Genomic DNA, 23,876 nt, shown 5'->3' with positions numbered 1-23,876 from the left:
GATGCAGGCGCTGCCCAGCGGTGGCGCGATGCTCGCGATCGAGGCCACCGAGGAGGAGGTCCTGCCGCTGCTGGACGGCCCGGTCGACCTGGCGGCGGTCAACGGGCCCACCGCGGTGGTCGTGTCCGGTGCCGCCGACGCCGTGGACGAGCTGGCGGTGAAGTTCGAGGGTCGTCGGATGAAGCGGCTGGCGGTGTCGCACGCGTTCCACTCGCCGCTGATGGAGCCGATGCTGGCGGAGTTCCGCGAGGTCGTCTCGGGGGTGGTGTTCCACCCGCCGGCGATCCCCGTGGTGCCCACCGCGCCCGGCGACCCGGCCACCGCCGACTACTGGGTCCGGCACGTGCGCGAGGCCGTCCGGTTCCACGACGGCGTGACCGCGCTGGCGGCGCAGGGCGTGACCCGCTTCCTGGAGGTCGGCCCGGACGGCGTGCTCACCGGCATGGCGCGGGTGGACGGCGCGCTGGTGGCCACCCAGCGCCGCGACCGCGCCGAGGTGGTGGCGCTGACCACGGCCGTCGGCCAGGCGTTCGCGCACGGCGTGCCGGTCGACTGGGCGGCGTTCTTCGCCGGGCGCGGCGCCCGGCGGGTCGACCTGCCGACCTACGCGTTCCAGCACGAGCGGTACTGGATCGACGCGCCGGAGGCCGCGGTGCCCGCCGCGACCGGCGCCAACGCCGCGGACACCGCGTTCTGGGCCGCGGTCGAGCAGGGCGGCCTGGAGTCGCTGGCGACCGACCTCGCGGTGGACGTGGCCGCGCTGGGCGAGGTGCTGCCGGCGCTGTCGTCCTGGCGCAACCGCCTGCACGACGAGTCCACCGTGGACTCCTGGCGCTACCGGGTCGAGTGGCGGTCGGTGCCCGAGGAGCCGGGCCTGCTGTCCGGCACCTGGCTCGTGGTGGCGCCGGTGCTGGCCTCCGGGGACGACCGGGTGGGCGCGATCGCCGACGGCCTGGCCGCGCGCGGCGCGGACGTGGTGCCCGTGGCGGTGACCGCGCCCGACCGGGCCGGGATCGCGGCGGCGGTACGCGCCGCCCTGGGCGACGCCGCCCTGGGCGACGCCACCCCGGTCGGCGTGCTGTCCCTGCTGGCCGTGGACGAGCGGCCGCACCCGCTGTCGGTGTCGCTGTCGAGCGGCGTGGCCGCGTCCGTGGCGCTCGTGCAGGGCCTGGACGACGCGGGCGTGACCGCGCCGGTGTGGTTCGCCACCGTGGGCGCGGTGGCCGTGGACCGGTTCGACCAGCCCGGCGGCCTGCTCCAGACCTCCCTGTGGGGCATCGGCACGGTGCTCGGCCTGGACCGGCCGCGCACCTGGGGCGGGGTCGTGGACCTGCCCGCCGAACCCGCCCGCACCACCGACCCGCGGGTGCTCGACCGGCTCGCCGGCGTGCTGACCGGCGGCGTCGAGGACCAGGTGGCCGTCCGGCTGTCCGGCGTCTTCGGCCGCCGGCTCGTGCGGGCCCCGGGCGTGCCGGCAGGCGGCGAGTGGCGGCCGCGCGGCACGGTCCTGGTGACCGGCGGCACGGGCGGCGTCGGCGCGCACCTGGCCCGCTGGCTCGTCGACCGGGGCGCCGAGCACGTGGTGCTGACCTCGCGGCGCGGCCCGGCGGCCCCCGGCGCGGCCGAGCTGTGCGCGGAGCTGGGCGGCAAGGCCGAGGTCGTGGCCTGCGACGTGGCCGACCGCGACGCCCTGGCGGCGCTGCTGGGCTCGCTGCCCGACCTGCGGTCGGTGTTCCACGCGGCCGGGGTCATGCACCGCGAGTCCGGCATCGACGACGTCTCCCTGGCCGAGTTCGCCGAGGTCGGCCACGCCAAGGTGGCGGGCGCGCTGTACCTGGACGAGCTGCTGGCGGACCGGGAGCTGGACGCGTTCGTGGTGTTCTCCTCCGGTGCGGCGGTGTGGGGCTCGGGCGGCCAGCTCGGCTACGCCGGCGGGAACACCGTGGTGGACTCCCTGGTCCGGCACCGCCGGTCCCGCGGCCTGGCGGGCACCTCGGTGGCCTGGGGCTCGTGGGGCGGCGGCGGCATGGCCTCCGGCGACGCCACCGCCCAGCTGGCCCGACTGGGCCTCGGCCTGATGGACCCCGCGCTCGCGGTCTCCGCGCTCCAGGGCGTGCTGGACCGGGACGAGGCGCACACCGTGGTCGCCGACGTCGACTGGGCGAAGTTCGCCCCGGCCTACGCGCTGTCGCGGCCCCGGCCGCTGCTGGACACCGTGCCCGAGGCGCGGGCCGCGCTGCGCGAGGACACCGGGCCGGCCGAGGCCGTCGACCCGACCGACCTGACCGCGCGGCTGTCGAACCTGACCGAGGTCGACCAGCGCGCCCTGCTGCTGGACCTGGTGCGGGCGCAGGTCGCGGTCGTGCTCGGGCACGCGAGCGCCGACGCCGTGGACCCGGAGCGGGCGTTCAGCGAGTCCGGCTTCGACTCGCTGACGGCCGTGGAGCTGCGCAACGCGCTGGCCGCGGAGACCGGGCTGCGGTTGCCCGCGACCCTGGTCTTCGACCACCCCAACCCGACCGTGCTGGCCGAGCAGCTGCGGCTGGAGCTCGCGCCCGCGACCGGCGCCCCGGTGCTCGACGACCTCGACCGGCTGGAGGCGGCGGTCGCCGGCGGCCTGGCCGAGGACGTGCGCACCGAAGTGGCCGATCGGCTCAAGACCCTGCTGGCGCTGGCCACCGGCGGTGCGCGCCCCGAGGGCGAGGTGAGCGTCGCCGACCTGCTGGAGGCGGGCAGCGACGACGACCTCTTCCGGTTCATCGACGACAGGCTCGGCAACTCGTGAACGGTGGTTCGATGTCCAACGAAGCTAAGCTCCGCGAGTACCTGCGCCGGGTGACGACCGACCTGCACGAGACCAGCCGGGAGCTGCGCGAACTGCGGGACCGGGCGTCCGAGCCCATCGCCGTGGTCGGCCTGGGCTGCCGCTACCCGGGCGGGGTGGCCTCTCCCGACGACCTGTGGGAGCTGCTGCGCTCCGGCGCCGACGCGACCTCGGACATGCCGGCCGACCGGGGCTGGGACGTGGACGGGCTCTACCACCCGGACCCGGAGCACCCCGGCACGACCTACGTCCGGCGCGGCGGCTTCCTGCACGACGCGCCCGAGTTCGACCCCGGCTTCTTCGGCATCAGCCCCCGCGAGGCCACCGAGATGGACCCCCAGCAGCGCGTGCTGCTGGAGACCGCGTGGGAGGCGCTGGAGCACGCGGGCATCGACCCGGCCGCGCTCAAGGGCACCCCGACCGCCGTGTACGCGGGCGTGGTCTACCACGACTACCCCAACAGCTACGGCTCCGGCAGCCTGGTCTCCGGCCGGGTGGCCTACCACCTGGGCCTGGAGGGGCCCGCGCTGACCGTCGACACGGGCTGCTCGTCGTCGCTGGTGGCGCTGCACCTGGCGTGCCAGGCGCTGCGCTCGGGCCAGGCGTCGCTGGCGCTGGCCGGCGGGGCCACGGTGATCTCCACGCCCGCCACGTTCCTGGAGTTCTCCCGGCAGCGGGCGCTGGCCGGCGATGGCCGGTGCAAGTCCTTCGCCGCCGCCGCCGACGGCGCTGGCTGGTCCGAGGGCGCCGGCGTGGTGGTGCTGGAGCGGCTGTCCGACGCGCTGCGCCACGGGCACGAGGTGCTGGCCGTGGTGCGCGGCTCGGCGGTGAACCAGGACGGCGCGTCCAACGGCATCACCGCGCCCAACGGTCCGTCGCAGCGCCGCGTCATCCGCGCCGCCCTGGCCGACGCGGGCCTGGCCCCGGCCGAGGTGGACGCGGTCGAGGCGCACGGCACCGGCACCCGCCTGGGCGACCCGATCGAGGCCCAGGCCGTGCTGGCGACCTACGGGCAGGACCGCGAGCAGCCGCTGTGGCTGGGCTCGCTGAAGTCCAACATCGGTCACTCGCAGGCCGCCGCGGGCGTCGCGGGCGTGATCAAGATGGTGCTGGCGATGCGCCACGGCGTGCTGCCGCGCACCCTGCACGTCGACGCGCCGACGCCCGAGGTCGACTGGAGCAAGGGCGAGGTGGCCCTGCTGACCGAGTCCGTGCCGTGGCCCGAGACCGGCCGTCCGCGCCGGGCCGGGATCTCGTCGTTCGGCATCAGCGGCACCAACGCGCACGTCGTGCTGGAGCAGGCCCCGCCGGTGGACCCCGCCGGGCGGGAGGCCGCCGAACAGGGGACCGGGCTGCCGGGCGTGGTGCCGTGGGTGCTGTCCGGCCGTACCGGCGACGCGCTCGAGGCGCAGGCCGCGCGGCTGGCCGACCACCTGGTCCGGCGCCCCGAGCTGTCGGCGCGCGACCTGGGCTGGTCCCTGGCCACCACGCGCTCGGCGTTCGAGCACCGCGCCGTGGTGCTGGGGGAGGACCGGGACGCGCTGGTCGCCGGCGTCTCCGCGCTCGCGCTGGGCCGGCCCGCCGGCCAGGTCGTCACGGGCGTGGCCGACGTGGCGGGCAAGACCGTGTTCGTCTACCCCGGCCAGGGCGCGCAGTGGGTGGGCATGGCCGCCGGGCTGCTGGACGCCTCGCCGGTGTTCGCCGCCCGCATGGCCGAGTGCGCCGAGGCGCTGTCGGCCTTCGTCGACTGGGACCTGGTCGCGGTGGCCCGGGGCGCGGCGGGCGCGCCGTCGCTGGAGCGCGTGGACGTGGTCCAGCCGGTGCTGTGGGCGGTCATGGTGTCGCTCACCGCGCTGTGGCGCCACCACGGCATCACCCCGGACGCGGTCGTGGGCCACTCGCAGGGCGAGATCGCCGCCGCCGTCGTGGGCGGCCACCTGTCGCTGCTCGACGGCGCGCGGGTGGTGGCGCTGCGCAGCCGCGCCATCCGCGAGCACCTGGCCGGGCACGGCGGCATGGTGTCGGTGGGCCTGTCGGTCGACGCGGTCCGGCCGCACCTGGAGCCGTGGGGCGAGCGCATCTCGGTCGCCGCGGTCAACGGCGCCGCCTCCGTCGTCGTCTCCGGCGAGCCCGGGGCGCTGGACGAGCTGGTCGAGACCCTGACCGCGCTGGACGTCCGCGCCAAGCGCGTGAACGTCGACTACGCCTCGCACTCCGCGCAGGTCGGCTCGATCGAGCAGCGGCTGCTGGCCGACCTCGCGCCGGTCGGGCCCCGCGCGGGCGAGGTGCCGATGCTGTCCACGGTCACCGGCGAGTGGGTGGCGGACGCCGCCCTGGACGCCCGCTACTGGTACACCAACCTGCGCACCACGGTCGCGTTCGAGCCGGCCATCCGCACCCTCGCCGAGCGCGGGCACGCGGCGTTCGTCGAGGTCAGCCCGCACCCGGTGCTGGCCATGAGCATCCAGGAGACGCTGGACGACCGCGAGCAGCCGACCGCCGTGGTCGGCACGCTGCGCCGCGAGGAGGGCGGCCCGGCCCGGTTCGCCCGCTCCCTGGCGGAGCTGCACGTGCGCGGCGTCAGCCCGGACTTCACCACGCTGCTGCCCGCCGGCGCGCGGGTCCCGCTGCCCACCTACGCGTTCCGCCGGCAGCACTTCTGGCTCACCGAGCAGCCAGCCACCGGGCCCGCCGACCCCGCCGACGCGGCGTTCTGGGCCGCGGTGGAGGACGGCGGCCTGGAGTCGCTGGCGACCGACCTGGCGGTGGACGAGCAGGCGCTGCGGCAGGTGCTGCCCGCGCTGGGCACGTGGCGCTCGCGGCTGCGCGAGGACTCCACCGTGGACTCCTGGCGCTACCGGGTCGAGTGGCGGCCGGTCGAGGCGGACGTGCCGGTGGTCTTCCCCGGCTCGTGGCTGCTGGTGGTGCCGGAGTCCCTGCGCGACGACAAGCGCGTCACGGTCGTCGCGGACGGGTTCGCCTCGCGCGGCGCGGACGTGCTGCGGGTCGAGGTGGAGGACCTGGACCGCGAGGTCGTGGCCGGGCGGGTGCGCGCGGCGCTGGGCGACACCACCCCCGACGGCGTGCTGTCCCTGCTGGGCCTGGACGCCCGGCCGCACCCGCTGTTCCCGTCGCTCTCGCGCGGGGTGGCGGCCTCGGTCGTGCTGGTGCAGGGGCTGGACGACGCCGGCGTTGCCGCGCCGCTGTGGTTCGGCACCTGCGCGGGCGTGGCGGTGGACGACTTCGAGGAGGTCGCCGACCCGCACCAGGCCGCGCTGTGGGGTATGGGCACGGTGCTCGGCCTGGACCGGCCCGGCTCCTGGGGCGGCCTGGTGGACCTGCCGGTCGACGTGGACGACCTCGTGGTGGAACGGCTCGTCGGCGTGCTGGACGCCGGGGACGAGGACCAGGTGGCGCTGCGGCCGGCGGGCGTGCTGGCGCGGCGCCTGGTCCGCGCCCCCGCGGGCCCGGCGAACAGCCGGTGGCGACCGCGCGGCACGGTCCTGGTGACCGGCGGCACGGGCGGCGTCGGCGCGCACCTGGCCCGCTGGCTCGTCGCGGGCGGCGCGGAGCGGGTCGTGCTGACCTCGCGGCGCGGCCCGGACGCGCCCGGCGCGGCGGAGCTGTGCGCGGAGCTGGGCGGCAAGGTCGAGGTCGTGGCCTGCGACGTGACCGACCGGGAGGCCCTGCGGGGGCTGCTGGGGTCGCTGCCGGACCTGACGGCGGTCTTCCACGCCGCCGGCACCATGCACCGCGAGTCCGGGCTGGACGACGTGTCGCTGGCCGACTTCGCCGGGATCGGGCACGCCAAGGTCGTGGGCGCGCTGCACCTGGACGAGCTGCTGGCGGGCCGGGAGCTGGACGCGTTCGTGGTGTTCTCCTCCGGCGCGGCGGTGTGGGGCTCGGGCGGGCAGACCGGGTACGCGGCGGCCAACGCCGTGGTCGACGGGGTCGTGCGCGGCCGCCGCGCCCGCGGCCTGGCGGGCACCTCGGTGGCCTGGGGCTCCTGGGGCGGTGACGGCATGGCCTCCGGCGAGGCGGGCGAGCACCTGGCCCGGCTCGGCGTGGGCGTGATGGAGCCGCGGCTCGCGGTCTCCGCGCTCCAGGGCGTGCTGGACCGCGGCGAGGGCCACGTGGTCGTCGCCGACCTGGACTGGGCGCGGTTCGCGCCCACCTACGCGCTGTCCCGCGCCCGCCCGCTCATCGGCACCGTGCCGGAGGCGCGGGCGGCGCTGGAACCCGCCGCCGCCGACGACGACTCCGCGGCGGACGGCGACCTGGCCGCGAAGCTCGCGGGCCTGCCCGACGGCGAACGCCGCGCGCTGCTGCTCGACCTCGTGCGCACGCACGTGGCCTCGGTGCTCGGCTACACCGGCGCGGACGCGGTGGAGCCCAACCGGGCGTTCAAGGACCTGGGCTTCGACTCGGTAACCGCGGTGGAGCTGCGCAACGCGCTGACCGGCGCGACCGGCGTGCGGCTGCCCGCGACCCTGGTGTTCGACCACCCGACGCCGAGCGCCCTGGTCACCCTCCTGCACACCGAACTCGTCGGCGAGGGCGAGGCGCCCGTGGGCTCCGTGCTGGCCGAGCTGGACCGGCTGGAGGTCGCCGCGGCGAACCTCGGGCCGGCGGAGATCGAGGCCGGCCACCTCACCACCCGGTTGCAGAACCTGCTGAACCGGCTCGCGCAGACCGTGGCGGGCGACGCGCCCGCGGCGGTGGCCGACCGGCTGGAAAGCGCGTCCGCGGACGACGTCTTCGACTTCATCGACCGCGAACTGGGCATGGCCTGAAGTTCACCCAGCCTGGGTCCCCTGGGCGTCACTCCCCTCCGGCACGGCAGACTTGGTGAGGCACAACGATGGCGAACGAAGAGAAGCTCCTCGACTACCTCAAGAAGGTGACGGCCGACCTCCACCAGACGCGCCAGCGCCTGCGCGAGGCCGAGTCCGACGAGCAGGAGCCGATCGCGATCGTCGCGATGGGGTGCCGCTACCCCGGCGGGGTGCGGTCGCCGGAGGACCTGTGGCGGCTGGTCGCGGAGGGCGGTGACGCCATCGGCGACTTCCCGACCGACCGGGGCTGGGACACCGACGCGCTGTTCGACCCGGACCCCGACCGCTCCGGGTCGAGCTACGTGCACCAGGGCGGCTTCGTGCACGACGTGGCCGACTTCGACGCCGGGTTCTTCGGCATCAGCCCGCGCGAGGCGCTGGCCATGGACCCGCAGCAGCGGATCGTGCTGGAGACCGCCTGGGAGACCGTGGAGCGCGCCGGCATCAACCCCGACGCGCTGCGCGGCAAGCCCGTGGGCGTCTACGTCGGCTGCGGCGGCCAGGACTACTGGGACCGGCTGACCGACCTGCCCGAGGCCGTCGAGGCGTACATGAGCACCGGCAGCACCTCGGCGGTGATCTCCGGCCGGGTGTCCTACGCCCTCGGGCTGGAGGGCCCCTCGCTCACCATCAACACCGCGTGCTCCTCGGCGCTGGTCGCGATCCACCTGGCCGCCCAGGCGCTGCGCCAGCGCGAGTGCTCGCTCGCGCTCGCGGGCGGCGTGACGGTCATGTCCACGCCCGGCGCGTTCGTCGCGTTCTCCCGGCAGCGCGGCCTGGCCCCGGACGGCCGGTGCAAGCCGTTCTCCGAGGACGCCGACGGCACCGGCTGGGGCGAGGGCGTCGGCATGGTCCTGCTGGAGCGGCTGTCCGACGCCCGCCGCAACGGGCACGAGGTGCTGGCCGTGGTGCGCGGCTCCGCGCTCAACCAGGACGGCGCGTCCAACGGGCTGACCGCGCCCAACGGGCCGTCGCAGCAGCGGGTCATCCTCCAGGCGCTGGCCAACGCCGGCCTGTCGTCCACCGAGGTGGACCTCGTCGAGGCGCACGGCACGGGCACCACGCTGGGCGACCCGATCGAGGCGCAGGCGCTGCTGGCCACCTACGGCCGCGAGCGCTCGGCCGACCGCCCGTTGTGGCTGGGGTCGATCAAGTCCAACATCGGCCACGCCCAGGCGTCGGCGGCGGTCAGCGGCGTGATCAAGGCCGTGATGGCGATCCGGCACGGCGTGATGCCCCGGTCGCTGCACGTGGGGACGCCGTCCACGCACGTGGACTGGTCGTCCGGGCACATCGAGCTGCTGACCGGGACGCGCCCCTGGCCGGAGGTGGACCGGCCCCGGCGGGCGGCGGTCTCGGCGTTCGGCGTGAGCGGCACCAACGGGCACATCATCCTGGAGCAGGCCGAGCCCGACGCCGAGCCGGCGGCGGGCGCCGGGTGGCCCGAGGGCGCGCCCGTGCCGTGGCTGGTGTCCGGCCGCACGGCGGCCGGTCTCGCGGCGCAGGAGGAGCGGCTCGCCGGGGTGTTGGGCGCCGAGGTGTCGGGCGCCGGGGTGTTGGATGTCGGGGTGTCGGGCGCCGGGACCTCGGTCGTGGACGTGGCCGCCGCACTGGCGACCACGCGTGCTCCGATGGAGCACCGGGCCGTGGTGCTGGCCACCGACACCGCCGACGCGCTCGCGCAGCTGCGCGAGCACGGGGCGGCCGTGGTGCGCGGCGTGGCAGGCGGTGGTCGGTCGGCTTTCCTGTTCACCGGCCAGGGTTCGCAGCGGGTCGGCATGGGCCGCCGCCTGCACGCCGGGTTCCCGGTGTTCGGTGAGACGTTCGACCAGGTCTGCGCCCTGATGGACGTCGAGCTGGGACGATCGCTCAAGGACATCGTGTTCGGCGATGACCAGGAGTTGTTGAACCAGACGGGGTTCAGTCAGCCGGCGTTGTTCGCGTTCGAGGTGTCGCTGTTCCGGTTGTTGGAGTCCTGGGGTGTGAGGCCGGACTTCCTGGCTGGTCACTCGATCGGTGAGATCGCGGCGGCTCATGTGGCGGGGGTGTTCTCGCTGGAGGACGCCTGCAAGCTGGTTGCCGCGCGTGGCCGGTTGATGCAGGCGCTGCCCTCGGGTGGCGCGATGCTGGCCGTTCAGGCGACCGAGGACGAGGTTCGGCCGTTCCTGACCGACCAGGTGGGCCTGGCGGCGGTGAACGGACCGACGTCGGTGGTGCTCTCCGGTGCCGCCGAGCCCGTGGAGGAGGTGGCGGCGCGGCTCGAAGGTCGCCGCATGAAGCGGCTGGCCGTCTCGCACGCGTTCCACTCGCCGCTCATGGAGCCGATGCTGGAGGAGTTCCGCGCGGTGGCGGCGGGTATCTCGTTCCACCAGCCCGAGTTGGCCGTGGTGTCGACCGTGACCGGGGCGCTCGCGTCCGCCGCGGAGCTGGGCTCGGCCGACTACTGGGTGCGCCACGTCCGGCAGGCCGTGCGGTTCCACGACGGCGTGGAGTTCCTCGCCGCCCAGGGCGTCTCGCGGTTCGTGGAGGTCGGCCCGGACGGCGTGCTGACCGGCATGGCGCAGGAGTCGGTCGACTCGGCCGTGCTCGTGGCCACCCAGCGCCGCGACCGCGACGAGGTGACCGCGCTGGTCACCGCGCTGGCGCAGGCGCACGTCGCCGGTGAGCCGATCGACTGGGCGGCGGTGTTCGCCGGGCGCGCCACGCACCGCGTGGAGCTGCCGACCTACGCGTTCCAGCGCGAGCGGTACTGGATCGAGTCGTCCTCGGCGGTGGGCGACGTGTCCTCCGCCGGCCTGGACGCCACCGACCACCCGCTGCTCGGCGCGGCGATGACGCTGGCGAACTCCGACGGGGTGGTCTTCACCGGCCGGCTGTCGCTGCGGTCGCACCCGTGGCTGGGCGACCACCGCGTGGGCGGCTCGGTGTTCTTCCCCGGCACGGGCTTCGTCGAGCTGGCCGCCCGGGTCGGCGAGGACGTCGGCTGCGGCGTGGTCGACGAGCTGACCCTGGCCACCCCGCTGGTGCTGCCCGAGCAGGGCGCGGTGCAGCTCCAGCTCGTGGTCGGCACGCCCGACGCGACCGGCGTGCGCCCGTTCGAGGTGTACTCGCGCGACGAGGACGGCGGCGTCGACGCGCCGTGGACCACGCACGCCACCGGCCGGCTCGCCGCGGGCCGCCCGCGCGCCGGGTTCGACCTGGCGCAGTGGCCGCCCGCCGGGGCCGAGGCCCTGCCGCTGGACGGCCTGTACGACCGCCTGACCGAGGGCGGCCTGGACTACGGTCCCGCGTTCCGCGGCCTGCGCGCCGCGTGGCGGCGTGGCGACGAGCTGTTCGCCGAGGTGGCGCTGCCCGACGCGGCCGACGCGGAGCGCTTCGGCCTGCACCCCGCCGCGCTGGACGCCGCGCTGCACGCGCTGGGCCTGAGCGGCCTGGACGAGCACCGCGGCCTGCCGTTCTCCTGGACCGGGGTGACCGTGCACGCCGCGGGCGCCGCCGCCCTGCGCGTCCGGCTGTCCCCGGCGGGCGCGGGCGGGGTGGCCGTCGAGGTGGCCGACCCGACCGGCGCGCCGGTGGCCTCGGTCGAGTCGCTGGTGCTGCGGCCGACCGCCGACCAGCGCCCCGCCGCCGCCGGTCGCAGCCCGCTGCGCGTGCTGGGCTGGAAGCCCGTCGACACCGCCGGGCTCGACCTGCCCGAGGTGGACTGGACCGAGTGGGACTCCCTGGGTGGGGACTCCCTGGCCGCCGGCGGTGACGTGCCCGCCGTGGTGGTGCTGCCCGTGGAGGGCGGCGAGGACCCGGGGTCCGTGCGCACCGAGGTGCACCGCGTGCTGGGCGTGCTCCAGGCGTGGGTGTCCGAGTCGAGGTTCGCCGCCTCGCGCCTGGTCGTCGTGACCGGGGGAGCGGTCGGCGACGACCTCACCGACCTGGCGGGCGCGGCGGTGTGGGGCCTGGTGCGGTCCGCGCAGGCCGAGAACCCCGACCTGGTCACCCTGCTCGACGTCGAGGGCACCGACCTGGCGCGGGCGCTGTCGATCGCGGTGGCCTCCGGCGAACCGCAGCTGGCCTGCCGCGGCGACTCGGTGACCGCCGCCCGCCTGGCCACCGCCGCCGACGGCGCGGAGCCCGTGGGCTTCGGTGACGGCACCGTGGTGGTGACCGGCGCGACCGGCTCCATCGGCCGGGTCCTGTCCCGGCACCTGGTGGTCGAGCGCGGGGTGCGGGACCTGCTGCTGCTCAGCCGTCGTGGCACGGCGGCCGAGGGCGGTGCCGAGCTGGTGGCGGAGCTGGAGGCCGCGGGTGCCTCCGTGCGGCTGGTGGCGTGCGACGCGGCCGACCGTGACGCGTTGGCCCCGGTGTTGGCCGGGGTGGACGTGTCCGCGGTCGTGCACGTGGCCGGCGTGGTGGACGACGGCGTGATCACCGCGCTGGACCCCGCCCGCGTGGACGCGGTGCTGCGGCCCAAGGTCGACGCCGCCTGGAACCTGCACGAGCTGACCTCCGGCCTGTCCGCGTTCGTGGTGTTCTCCTCGATGTCCGGGGTGCTGGGCGCGCCGGGCCAGGCCAACTACGCCGCCGCGAACGCCTACCTGGACGCGCTCGCCGCGCGCCGCCGGACCGCCGGTCTCCCGGCGACCTCGATCGCCTGGGGCCTCTGGGACGTCGAGAGCGCCATGACCGGCACGCTCGACGCCGGCGACAAGGCCCGCATGTCCCGCAACGGCGTGCTGCCGCTGACCGTCGAGGAGGGCATGGCGCTGTTCGACGCGGCCGTGTCCGCCGACGCGGCGGCCGTGGTCGCGGCCCGGCTGGACCTGCGCGCGCTGCGGGCGCTGGGCGACCACGCGCCGCTGGCGTTCGACGGCCTCGTGCGCCGCCCCGCCAAGCGCGCCGCCGCCGCGACCGCCGCCGCCGACACCTCCGAGCTGGCGGGCCGGCTCGCCGGGCTGTCCGAGGAGGAGCGGCACACCGAGGTGCTGTCCCTCGTGCGCGCCCGGGTCGCGGCCGTCCTCGGCCACGGCTCGCCCGACGACGTGGACCCCGCGCGGGCGTTCCAGGACCTCGGGTTCGACTCGCTGACCGCCGTGGAGCTGCGCAACGGCCTCAACGCCGCGACCGGCCTGCGGCTGCCCGCCACGCTGGTGTTCGACTACCCGACGCCGCTGGTGCTGGTCGAGCACCTGCTCACCGAACTGTCCGGGTCGGCGGCCACGGCCAAGGCGGTCGTGGCGGCCAAGCGCGCCGACGACGACCCCATCGCCATCGTGGCCATGTCCTGCCGCTACCCCGGTGGCGTGCGGTCGCCGGAGGACCTGTGGCAGCTGCTGACCGAGGGCCGCGACGCCATCGGCGCGTTCCCGGTCGACCGCGGCTGGAACGTGGCCAGGCTGCACGACCCCGAGTCCCGGCGACCCGACACCACCTACGTGGCCGAGGGCGGCTTCCTCGACGACGCCGCGCTGTTCGACCCCGGTTTCTTCGGCATCTCGCCGCGCGAGGCCGTGATCATGGACCCGCAGCAGCGGCTGCTGCTGGAGGCGTCCTGGGAGGCGTTCGAGCGCGGCGGCATCGACCCGGCCGCCCTCAAGGGCAGCCCGACCGGTGTGTTCGCCGGCGTCATGTACCACGACTACGTGACCGGTCACAGCTCCGGCGGCGTGGTGTCCGGCCGCGTGTCCTACACCTTCGGCTTCGAGGGCCCGGCGGTGTCGGTGGACACCGCGTGCTCGTCGTCGCTGGTGGCGATCCACCTCGCCGCGCAGGCCCTGCGGTCGGGCGAGTGCTCGCTCGCCCTGGCCGGCGGCGTGACCGTGATGGCCACGCCCGAGACGTTCGTGGAGTTCTCGCGCCAGCGCGGCCTGGCCCCGGACGGCCGGTGCAAGCCGTTCGCGGACGCCGCCGATGGCACGGGCTGGTCCGAGGGCGTCGGTGTGCTGGTGCTGGAGCGGCTGTCGGACGCGCGGCGCAACGGGCACCCGGTGCTGGCCCTGGTCAAGGGTTCGGCGGTGAACCAGGACGGTGCGTCGAACGGGTTGACGGCGCCGAATGGTCCGTCGCAGCAGCGGGTGATCCGTCAGGCGTTGGCGAATGCGGGTCTTGCTCCGTCTGATGTTGATGCGGTGGAGGCGCACGGTACGGGTACGACGTTGGGTGACCCGATCGAGGCGCAGGCGCTGCTGGCGACCTACGGCCAGGACCGCGAGGAGCCCCTGTGGCTGGGCTCGGTGAAGTCCAACCTGGGCCACACCCAGGCGGCCGCCGGCGTGGCCGGCGTGATCAAGATGGTGCTGGCGATGCGCAACGGCGTCGTCCCCAAGACCCTGCACGTCGACCAGCCGTCCTCGCACGTGGACTGGGAGGCGGGCAACGTCTCCCTGCTGACCGAGGCCGTGCCGTGGCCCGAGGTCGGGCGTCCGCGCCGGGCCGGGGTGTCGTCGTTCGGCATCAGCGGCACCAACTCGCACGTGGTCCTGGAGCAGGCGCCCGAGCACGTCGAGCGCGTCGAGCCGGTCACCGTGACCGCCACCGCGCCGTGGGTGCTGTCCGCCCGCACCGAGGGCGCGCTGCCCGCCCAGGCGGCGAGGCTGCTGCCCCTGGTGGAGAACGGTGTCGATCCGACCGACCTGGCCTGGTCGCTGGCCACCCGGCGGACCGCGCTGGAGCACCGCGCCGTGGTGGTCGGCGACGACCGCGACAGCCTGCTGGCCGGACTGCGGGCGCTCGCCGCGGGCGCGGCGTCACCGGCCGTGGCGCGCGGTGTGGCCGGCAACGGCAAGCTGGCGTTCCTGTTCACGGGTCAGGGTTCGCAGCGGGTCGGCATGGGTCGTGAGCTGTCGGATGCCTTCCCGGTGTTCGGTGAAACGTTCGACCAGGTCTGCGCCCTGATGGATGTTGAGCTGGGGCGGTCGCTGAAGGACATCGTGTTCGGTGACGACCAGGAGTTGTTGAACCAGACGGGGTTCAGCCAGCCGGCGTTGTTCGCCTTCGAGGTGGCCTTGTTCCGGTTGTTGGAGTCCTGGGGTGTGAGGCCGGACTTCCTGGCTGGTCATTCGATCGGTGAGATCGCGGCGGCTCATGTGGCGGGGGTGTTCTCGCTGGAGGACGCCTGCAAGCTGGTCGCTGCCCGAGGTCGCTTGATGCAGGCGCTGCCCAGCGGTGGCGCGATGCTCGCGGTGGAGGCGACCGAAGAGGAGATCGTTCCCCTGCTGGATGACCGGGTGGGTTTGGCGGCCGTCAACGGGCCGACCGCCGTGGTGGTCTCGGGTGCCGAGGACGCGGTGGACGGGCTCGCGGCGAAGCTGGAGGGCCGGCGCACCAAGCGGCTCGCGGTGTCGCACGCGTTCCACTCGCCGTTGATGGAGCCGATGCTGGAGGAGTTCCGGGCGGTGGTGGCGGGTATATCGTTCTACCAGCCGCGGGTGGCGATCGTGTCCACGCTGACCGGGGTCCTGGCCGAGGGTGATGACCTGGTGTCGGCGGACTACTGGGTGCGTCACGTGCGGCAGGCCGTGCGGTTCCACGACGGTGTGCGTGACCTGGCCGGTCGCGGGGTGTCCCGGTTCGTGGAGGTCGGCCCGGACGGCGTGCTCACCGGCATGGCGCAGGAATCGGTGGACTCGGCCGTGCTGGTGGCCGCGCAGCGGCGTGACCGCGCCGAGGTCGTCGCGGTGACGACGGCGGTCGGGCAGGCGTTCGCGCACGGCGTGCCGGTCGACTGGACGGCGTTCTTCGCCGGGCGCGGCGGGCGGCGGGTCGACCTGCCGACCTACGCGTTCCAGCACGAGCGCTTCTGGATGGACGACCCGGCCGTCGTCGGTGAGCCGGTCGGCGCGGGCATGGACGCCACCGACCACCCGCTGCTGGGCGCGGCGATGACGCTGGCGGACTCCGAGGGCGTGGTGTTCACCGGCAGGTTGTCGCTGCGCACGCACCCGTGGCTGGCCGACCACCGCGTGGGCGACGTGGTCCTGTTCCCCGGCACGGGGTTCGTGGAGCTGGCCGCCCGCGCCGGTGCGGGCGTCGGCTGCGGCGTCGTGGAGGAGCTGACGCTGTCCGCCCCGCTGGTGCTGCCCGAGCACGGCTCGGTGCAGGTCCAGGTGACCGTGGCCACGCCGGACGCGAGCGGGCGCCGCTCGGTGGCCGTGCACTCCCGCGACGACGCGGCCGGCGGTGAGCCGTGGACCGGTCACGCCACCGGCGTGCTGGCGGCAGGCCCGGTCGAGGGCTCGGCCCTGACCGAGTGGCCGCCCGCCGGGGCCGAGCCGATCGCGCTCGACGGCGTCTACGAGGGCTTCGCCGCCGCCGGCCTGGGCTACGGCCCGGTGTTCCAGGGCCTCCAGGCGGCCTGGCAGCGCGGGGACGAGGTGTTCGCCGAGGTCGTGCTGCCCGAGCACGTCGAGGTCGACGGGTTCGAGGTGCACCCGGCGCTGTTCGACGCCGCCCTGCACGCCATCGCGCTGGCCGGTGACGCCGGCCGGGAGGCCGCGCTGCCCTTCGCGTGGAGCGGGGTCGCGGTGCACGCCACGGGCGCTTCGGCGGTCCGGGTGCGGGTCGCGCCGACCGGCGCGGGCGTGCGGCTCGACGTCGCGGACCCGGCCGGCACCCCGGTGCTGACCGTGGGCTCGCTGGCGCTGCGCCCGGTCGGCACGGGGCAGCGGGCGGCGGTGCGCCGGGACCCGCTGTACCGGGTGGACTGGTCCCCGCTCGACCTCCCGGCGGCCGACCCGGTCACCTGGGTCGAGTGGGACACCGTGAACGGCGGCGTCGTGCCCGCGGTGGTGGTGCTGCCCGTGGAGGCGGGCACGGACCCGGCCGCGGTGCACGGCGAGGCGCACCGGGTGCTGGCGGTGCTCCAGAGCTGGCTGGCCGAGGACCGCTTCGCCGCCTCGCACCTGGTCGTGGTGACGCGCGGCGCGGTGCCGGTCGGCGGCGGGGGAGTGCCCGACCTGGTCGGCGCGGCGGTGTGGGGCCTGGTGCGGTCCGCGCAGGCGGAGAACCCGGACCTGTTCCTGCTGGTCGACCTGGACGAGGGCACCGCGCTGGACGCGGCGCTGCCGGTGGCCCTGGCCTCCGGTGAGCCGCAGGTGGCCTTCCGGGGCGGGGTCGCGCACGCCGCGCGCCTGGCCCGGACCACCGGCACCGACGAGACCGACCCCGGGTTCGGTGACGGCACCGTGGTGGTGACCGGTGCGACCGGCGCGCTGGGCCGGGTCCTGTCCCGGCACCTGGTGGTCGAGCGCGGGGTGCGGGACCTGCTGCTGCTCAGCCGTCGTGGCACGGCGGCCGAGGGTGGTCCCGAGCTGGTGGCGGAGCTGGAGGCCGCGGGTGCCTCCGTGCGGCTGGTGGCCTGTGACGCGGCCGACCGCGATGCGTTGGCCCCGGTGTTGGCCGGGGTGGACGTGTCCGCGGTGGTGCACGTGGCCGGTGTGCTGGACGACGGCGTGGTCACCGCCCTCACCCCCGAGCGGGTGGACGCGGTGCTGCGGCCCAAGGTCGACGCCGCGTGGAACCTGCACCGGTTGACCTCCGACCTGTCGGCGTTCGTGGTGTTCTCGTCCCTGTCGGGTGTGCTGGGCGCGCCGGGCCAGGCCAACTACGCCGCGGCCAACGCCTACCTGGACGCGCTCGCCGCGCACCGCCGGGCCGCCGGCCTGCCCGCCACCTCGATGGCGTGGGGCCTGTGGGGCCTGGACGACAGCGCGATGACCGGCACGCTCGACGCCGACGACCTGGCCCGGCTCTCCCGGGGCGGCGTGCTGCCGCTGACCGAGCGGGAGGGCCTGGCGCTGTTCGACGCGGCGCTGGCCGCCGGTGAGGCTCTGGTGGTGCCCGCCAAGCTCGACCCGGCGGGCCTGCGCGAGCAGGGCGACGCCCTGTCCCCGCTGCTGCGCGGCCTGGCCGGTCCGGTCCGCCGCACCGCCGCCAAGGCGCCCGTCGCGGGCGGCCTGGGCGACCGGCTGGCCGCCCTGCCCGAGGCCGAGGCCCGCGAAGCGGTGCTGGACCTGGTGACCGGGCACATCGCCGCAGTCCTGGGCCACGCCACCTCCGCCGCCGTCGACCCGGGCCGGGCCTTCCAGGACCTGGGCTTCGACTCGCTGACCGCGGTCGAGTTCCGCAACGCCCTGTCCGCCGCGGCCGGCCTGCGGCTGCCCGCGACCCTGGTGTTCGACCACCCGACGCCGGTCGCGCTGGCCGAGCACGTGCACCGCGAGCTGACCGGCTCCCGGGGCGAGGTCGTGGTGGCGAAGGCCAAGGCCGTGGACGACGACCCCGTGGTCATCGTCGGCATGGCCTGCCGCTACCCCGGTGGCGTGCGGTCGCCGGAGGACCTGTGGCGACTGGTGGCCGAGGGCAACGACGCGATCGGCGGGTTCCCGGTCGACCGCGGCTGGGACGTGCGCCGGCTCTACGACCCCACGCGCACCCGGCCCGACACGTCCTACGTCGACCAGGGCGGCTTCCTGCACGACGCCGCCGAGTTCGACGCCGAGTTCTTCGGCATCTCCCCGCGCGAGGCGGTCCTGCTCGACCCGCAGCAGCGCGTGCTGCTGGAGACCTCGTGGGAGGCGTTCGAGCGGGCGGGCATCGACCCGGCGTCGCTGCGCGGCAGCCAGACCGGCGTGTTCGCCGGCACGATGTACCACGACTACATCACCAGCCACAACGCCGGCAGCGTGGTGTCCGGCCGCGTCGCCTACACCTTCGGGCTGGAGGGCCCGGCGGTCACCGTGGACACCGCGTGCTCCTCGTCCCTGGTGGCGCTGCACCTCGCGGCGCAGGCCCTGCGGTCCGGCGAGTGCGGTCTCGCGCTCGTCGGCGGGGTCACGGTCATGGCCACGCCCGAGACGTTCGTGGAGTTCAGCCGCCAGGGCGGGCTGTCCGAGGACGGCCGCTGCAAGTCGTTCTCCGACTCGGCCAACGGCACGGGCTGGGGCGAGGGCGTCGGCGTGCTGGTGCTGGAGCGGCTGTCCGACGCGCGGCGCAACGGGCACGACGTGCTCGCGGTCGTGCGCGGTTCGGCGGTGAACCAGGACGGTGCGTCGAACGGGTTGACGGCGCCGAATGGTCCGTCGCAGCAGCGGGTGATCCGTCAGGCGTTGGCGAATGCGGGTCTTGCTCCGTCTGATGTTGATGCGGTGGAGGCGCACGGTACGGGTACGACGTTGGGTGACCCGATCGAGGCGCAGGCGCTGTTGGCGACCTACGGCCAGGACCGCGAGACCCCGCTCTGGCTCGGCTCTATCAAGTCGAACATGGGCCACACGCAGGCGGCGGCCGGTGTCGCCGGGATCATCAAGATGGTCATGTCCATGCGGCACGGCGTCATCCCCAAGACCCTGCACGTCGACGAGCCGTCCTCGCACGTGGACTGGGCCGAGGGCAACGTCTCGCTGCTGACGGAGTCGGTGCCGTGGCCGGAGAGGGGGCGCCCGCGCCGGGCAGGCGTGTCGTCGTTCGGCATCAGCGGCACCAACGCCCACACGATCATCGAGCAGGCGCCCGTGGCGCCGGCCGTGGCGGGGCGCGAGTCGGACGAGCCGGTCGCCCTGCTGGTGTCCGCGCGGTCCGCCGAGGGCCTGCGGGCCCAGGCCGAGCGGATGGCGTCCTTCCTGCTCGACGGGACGCACGACGTGGTGGACGTGGCACGGGCCACCGCGCTGCACCGGTCCGCGCTGGAGCACCGCGCGGCGGTGGTCGGCCGCGACCGCGAGGAGCTGGTGGCCGGGCTGCGCGCCCTCGTGGACGACGCGACCGGGTCGGTCCGGGGTCGGGTGACGCCGGGCAAGCTGGCGTTCCTGTTCACGGGTCAGGGTTCGCAGCGGGTCGGCATGGGTCGGGACCTCTCGACCACCTACCCGGTCTTCGGTGAAACGTTCGACCAGGTCTGCGCCCTGATGGATGTTGAGCTGGGGCGGTCGCTGAAGGACATCGTGTTCGGTGATGATCAGGAGTTGTTGAACCAGACGGGGTTCAGCCAGCCGGCGTTGTTCGCCTTCGAGGTGGCCTTGTTCCGGTTGTTGGAGTCCTGGGGTGTGAGGCCGGACTTCCTGGCTGGTCATTCGATCGGTGAGATCGCGGCGGCTCATGTGGCGGGGGTGTTCTCGCTGGAGGACGCCTGCAAGTTGGTGGCGGCTCGGGGCCGTTTGATGCAGGCGCTGCCTTCGGGTGGGGCGATGCTCGCGGTGGAGGCGACCGAAGAGGAAATCGTTCTACTGCTGAACGATCGGGTGGGTTTGGCGGCGGTCAACGGGCCGACCGCGGTGGTCGTTTCGGGCGCCGAGGACGCGGTGGCGGAGCTGTCGGCGCGGCTCAAGGGTCGTCGGGTGAAGCGGTTGGCGGTGTCGCACGCGTTCCACTCGCCGTTGATGGAGCCGATGCTGGAGGAGTTCCGGGCGGTGGTGGCGGGTATATCGTTCTACCAGCCGCGGGTGGCGATCGTGTCCACGCTGACCGGGGTCCTGGCCGAGGGTGATGACCTGGTGTCGGCGGACTACTGGGTGCGTCACGTGCGGCAGGCCGTGCGGTTCCACGACGGTGTGCGTGACCTGGCCGGTCGCGGGGTGTCCCGGTTCGTGGAGGTCGGCCCGGACGGCGTGCTCACCGGCATGGCGCAGGACGCCACGGCGGCCACGCTGGTCGCCGCGCAGCGCAAGGACCGGGACGAGGCGTCGACCGCCGCGCTCGCGGTGGCGCGGCTGCACGTGACCGGCGCGGACGTGGACTGGGCGGCGTTCTTCGCCGGGCGTGGCGCCGGTCGGGTGGACCTGCCGACCTACGCGTTCCAGCGGCGTCGGTACTGGATGGACGGCTCCACCGAGGCGGGCGACGTGGCCTCCACGGGCCTGCGCGCGGCCGAGCACCCGCTGCTGGTCGCCACCACCACGCTGCCCGACACCGACGGCCTGATCGTCACCGGTCTCCTCTCCCGGCACACCCACCCCTGGCTGGTCGACCACGACCTGGGCGGCGTGGTGGTGTTCCCCGGCGCGGGCCTGGTGGAGCTGGCGCTCCAGGCGGGCGCCCGCGCCGGGTGCGGCGAGCTGGAGGAGCTGACCATCCACACGCCGCTGCTGCTGCCCGAGGACGGCGGGGTGAGCGTGCAGGTGTCGGTGTCCGGGCCGTCCTCCGGGAACACCCGCACGGTCGCCGTCTACGCCCGCGAGCAGGACGCGGACGACGACGCGCCGTGGACCAGGCACGCCGCCGGCGTGGTCGTCCCGGGCGACGGCGGGAGCGGGGTCGAGCTGACCCAGTGGCCGCCCGCCGGCGCGGAGGAGCTGGAGTTCGACGACCTGTACGAGCAGATGGCGGACGCGGGCCTGAACTACGGGCCGGTGTTCCAGGGCCTGCGCCGGGCCTGGCGGCGCGACGGCGAGCTGTTCGCCGAGATCGTGCTGCCCGAGGACGCGGCGGCCGACGCCCTCCGGTTCGGCGTGCACCCGGCCGCGCTGGACGCCGCCGTGCAGGCCATCGGCCTGGACCGGGGCGCGGACGAGCCGCCCGCCGTGCCGTTCGGCTGGAACGGGGTCACCCTGCACGCCGCCGGCGCGCCCGGCCTGCGGGTGCGGATCACCCGTGCCGGCCGGGACGAGGCGTCGCTCGACCTCGCCGACCCGACCGGTCGTCCGGTGGCCACGGTGCGCTCGCTGACCCTGCGCCCGTTCGCCGGGCAGCCGGCGCGGCGCGCGGACTCGCTGTTCCGGCCGGAGTGGGTGCCGGTCGCGGCGCCCACCGCGCCGGTCACCGGCCGCTGGGCCCTGGTGGGCGACGACGACCTGGGCGTGGGCACCGTGCTCAAGGCCGCCGGGTACGCGGTCGAGGCGCACGCCGACCTCACCGCGCTCGGCGAGACCCTGGTGGACGGCGCGCCCGAGGTGGTGCTGGTGCAGGTCGCGCCGACCGGCTCGCTCGACGCGGCGACCGTGCGCACGGCCGCGCACCGGGTGCTGGCGGCGCTCCAGTCGTGGTTGGCCGAGGAGCGCTACGGCGCGGCCAGGCTGGTCGTGCTGACGCGCGGCGCGCAGGACGGTGACGACCCGGCCTCGGCGGCGGTGTGGGGCCTGGTGCGGTCCGCGCAGTCGGAGAACCCGGACCGGGTCGTGCTGGTGGACCTGGACGGGCAGGACGAGTCGGCGCAGGTGCTCGCGGCGGTCGTCGCGGGCGGTGAACCGCAGGTCGTGGTGCGCGGCGGGCAGGTGCGCGCGGCGCGGCTGGCCCGCGTGGTCGCGGGTGACGAGCGGCCCGGCAGCGCGTTCGGCCCCGAGGGGCGCGTGCTGGTGACCGGCGCGACGGGCGCGCTCGGCGGGCTGGTGGCCCGGCACCTGGTGACCGGGCACGGCGTGCGGGACCTGCTGCTGGTCAGCAGGCGCGGCGCGGCGGCCGCGGGTGGCGCCGAGCTGGTGGCGGAGCTGACCGGGCTGGGCGCGCGCGTCGAGCTGGCCGCGTGCGACGTGGCCGACCGGGACGCGCTGGCCGCGCTGCTGGCCGAGCACCCGGTGACCGCGGTCGTCCACACGGCGGGCGTGCTCGACGACGGCGTGCTGGCCTCGCTGACGCCCGAGCGCGTGGACGCCGTGCTGCGGCCCAAGGTCGACGCGGTGCTCAACCTGCACGAGCTGACCGCCGGGGACCCCGACCTGACCGCGTTCGTGGTGTTCTCCTCCGCGGCCGGCCTGCTGGGCGGCGCGGGGCAGGCGAACTACGCGGCGGCCAACGCGTTCCTCGACGCGCTGGCGGCGCACCGGCAGGCCCGCGGCCTGCCCGCGCAGTCGCTGGCCTGGGGCCTGTGGGCGGCCGAGGACAGCGCGATGACCGGCGGGCTCGGCGAGTCCGGCCGGGGCCGCATGGCGCGCGGCGGCGTGCGACCGCTGCCGGCGGCGGAGGGCCTGGCCCTGTTCGACGCGGCGTGCGCGCTGCCCGACGCCGTGCTGGCGCCGGTCAAGCTGGACCTGAAGGGCGCGGTCGTCGGCCAGGTGCCGCCGATCCTCAACGGCCTGGTGCCCGCCGCGCGGGTGAGCACCGCGGCGACGGCCACCGACGACCCGGCCGCGCTGCGCCGCCGCCTGGCCGGGCTGGACGACGCCGGGCAGGACGAGGAGCTGCGGCAGCTCGTGCGCGCCACGGCCGCCGGGGTGCTCGGCTACGACGGCGCCGGCGCGGTGGAGGCCGACCGGGCGTTCGTGGAGCTGGGCCTCGACTCGCTGACCGCCGTGGAGCTGCGCAACGCGCTCAACGGGGTCACGGGCCTGAGGTTGGCCACCACCGCGGTGTTCGACCACGACACGTCCGAGCGGTTGGCCGCGCACCTGCGGGCCGAACTGGCCGCGGTCCCGGCCGAGGGCGCGCCGGCGCCGCGCGCCGAGGCCGAGCGGGACACGATCGGCGCGCTGTTCCGCCAGGCCGTGCGCAGCGGCCGACCGGCTCAGGGCCTGGCCCTGATCACCGCCGCGGCGGACGTGCTGGAGTCGTTCACCACGGCGGCCGAGGCGGGGGAGATCCCGCCCGCGGTCACGCTGAGCCGGGGCCCCGGCGCGCCGACCCTGGTGTGCTTCGCCTCGCCGATGGCGCTGGGCGGGCCGCAGCAGTACGCCCGCCTGGCCGCGCGGTTCCGCGACGAGCTGGACGTGGTGGTGCTGCCGACGCCCGGCTTCGACCGGGCGGGGAGCCTGCCCGCCACGGCGGCGGCCGCGGTGGACTACTTCGCCGAGGCCATCCGCCCGATCGCGGAGCAGGGGCCCTACGCGGTGGCCGGGTACTCCTCGGGCGGTCTGTTCGCGCACGCCGCGGCCGGGCTGTTGGAGCGCCGGGGCCTCGGGCCGGTCGGTGTCGCGCTGCTGGACACCTACCCCACCACGGGGGCGACCACGACGCGGTTCTTCACCCACATGCTCGACGCGCTGCTGGCCCGCGAGTCGGAGTTCGGCGAGTTCAGCGGCGCCCGGCTGGCCGCCATGGGCCGCTACTCCAAGCTGCTCACCGAGTGCCCGGTCGAGGACCTGGCCGCGCCCGTGCTGTTCGTGCGGCCGCAGGAGTCGATCGAGGGCGAGGAGGGTGACGGCACGTGGCGCGCGGTCTGGTCGGGCGCGCACGAGCTGGTGGAGGTGCCCGGTGACCACTTCACGATGATGGAGAGCACGGCCGAGAGCACGGCGGCCGCCGTGCGCGCGTGGCTGACCGGACTGTGACGAGCCTGCTGTGACGAGCCTGCTGTGACGAGC

The 23,876-nt window shown here is 75.7% G+C and carries 3 protein-coding genes; all 3 read left to right on the top strand.

The window, feature by feature from the left end:
- A partial coding sequence (locus ACFP3R_RS37855) for an SDR family NAD(P)-dependent oxidoreductase (protein WP_417750603.1) occupies positions 1 to 2,785 on the top strand: 2,785 nt, incomplete at its 5' end.
- Positions 2,782 to 7,617 (top strand): type I polyketide synthase, encoded by a 4,836-nt coding sequence (locus ACFP3R_RS29265; RefSeq protein WP_417750602.1) that lies wholly within the window; start codon positions 2,782 to 2,784, stop codon positions 7,615 to 7,617. The genes ACFP3R_RS37855 and ACFP3R_RS29265, both read left to right, overlap by 4 nt.
- A gap of 68 nt (positions 7,618 to 7,685) precedes the next feature.
- Positions 7,686 to 23,843, top strand: coding sequence for an SDR family NAD(P)-dependent oxidoreductase (locus ACFP3R_RS29260; protein WP_380640533.1), 16,158 nt, complete (start codon positions 7,686 to 7,688; stop codon positions 23,841 to 23,843).
- Positions 23,844 to 23,876: the final 33 nt, after the last annotated feature.

The organism is Saccharothrix lopnurensis, assembly GCF_042658445.1.
In the GTDB taxonomy this organism is placed as follows: domain Bacteria; phylum Actinomycetota; class Actinomycetes; order Mycobacteriales; family Pseudonocardiaceae; genus Actinosynnema; species Actinosynnema lopnurensis.
Note: the sequence above shows the minus strand (reverse complement) of the source record. Positions and strands in the feature narration are given on the sequence as shown.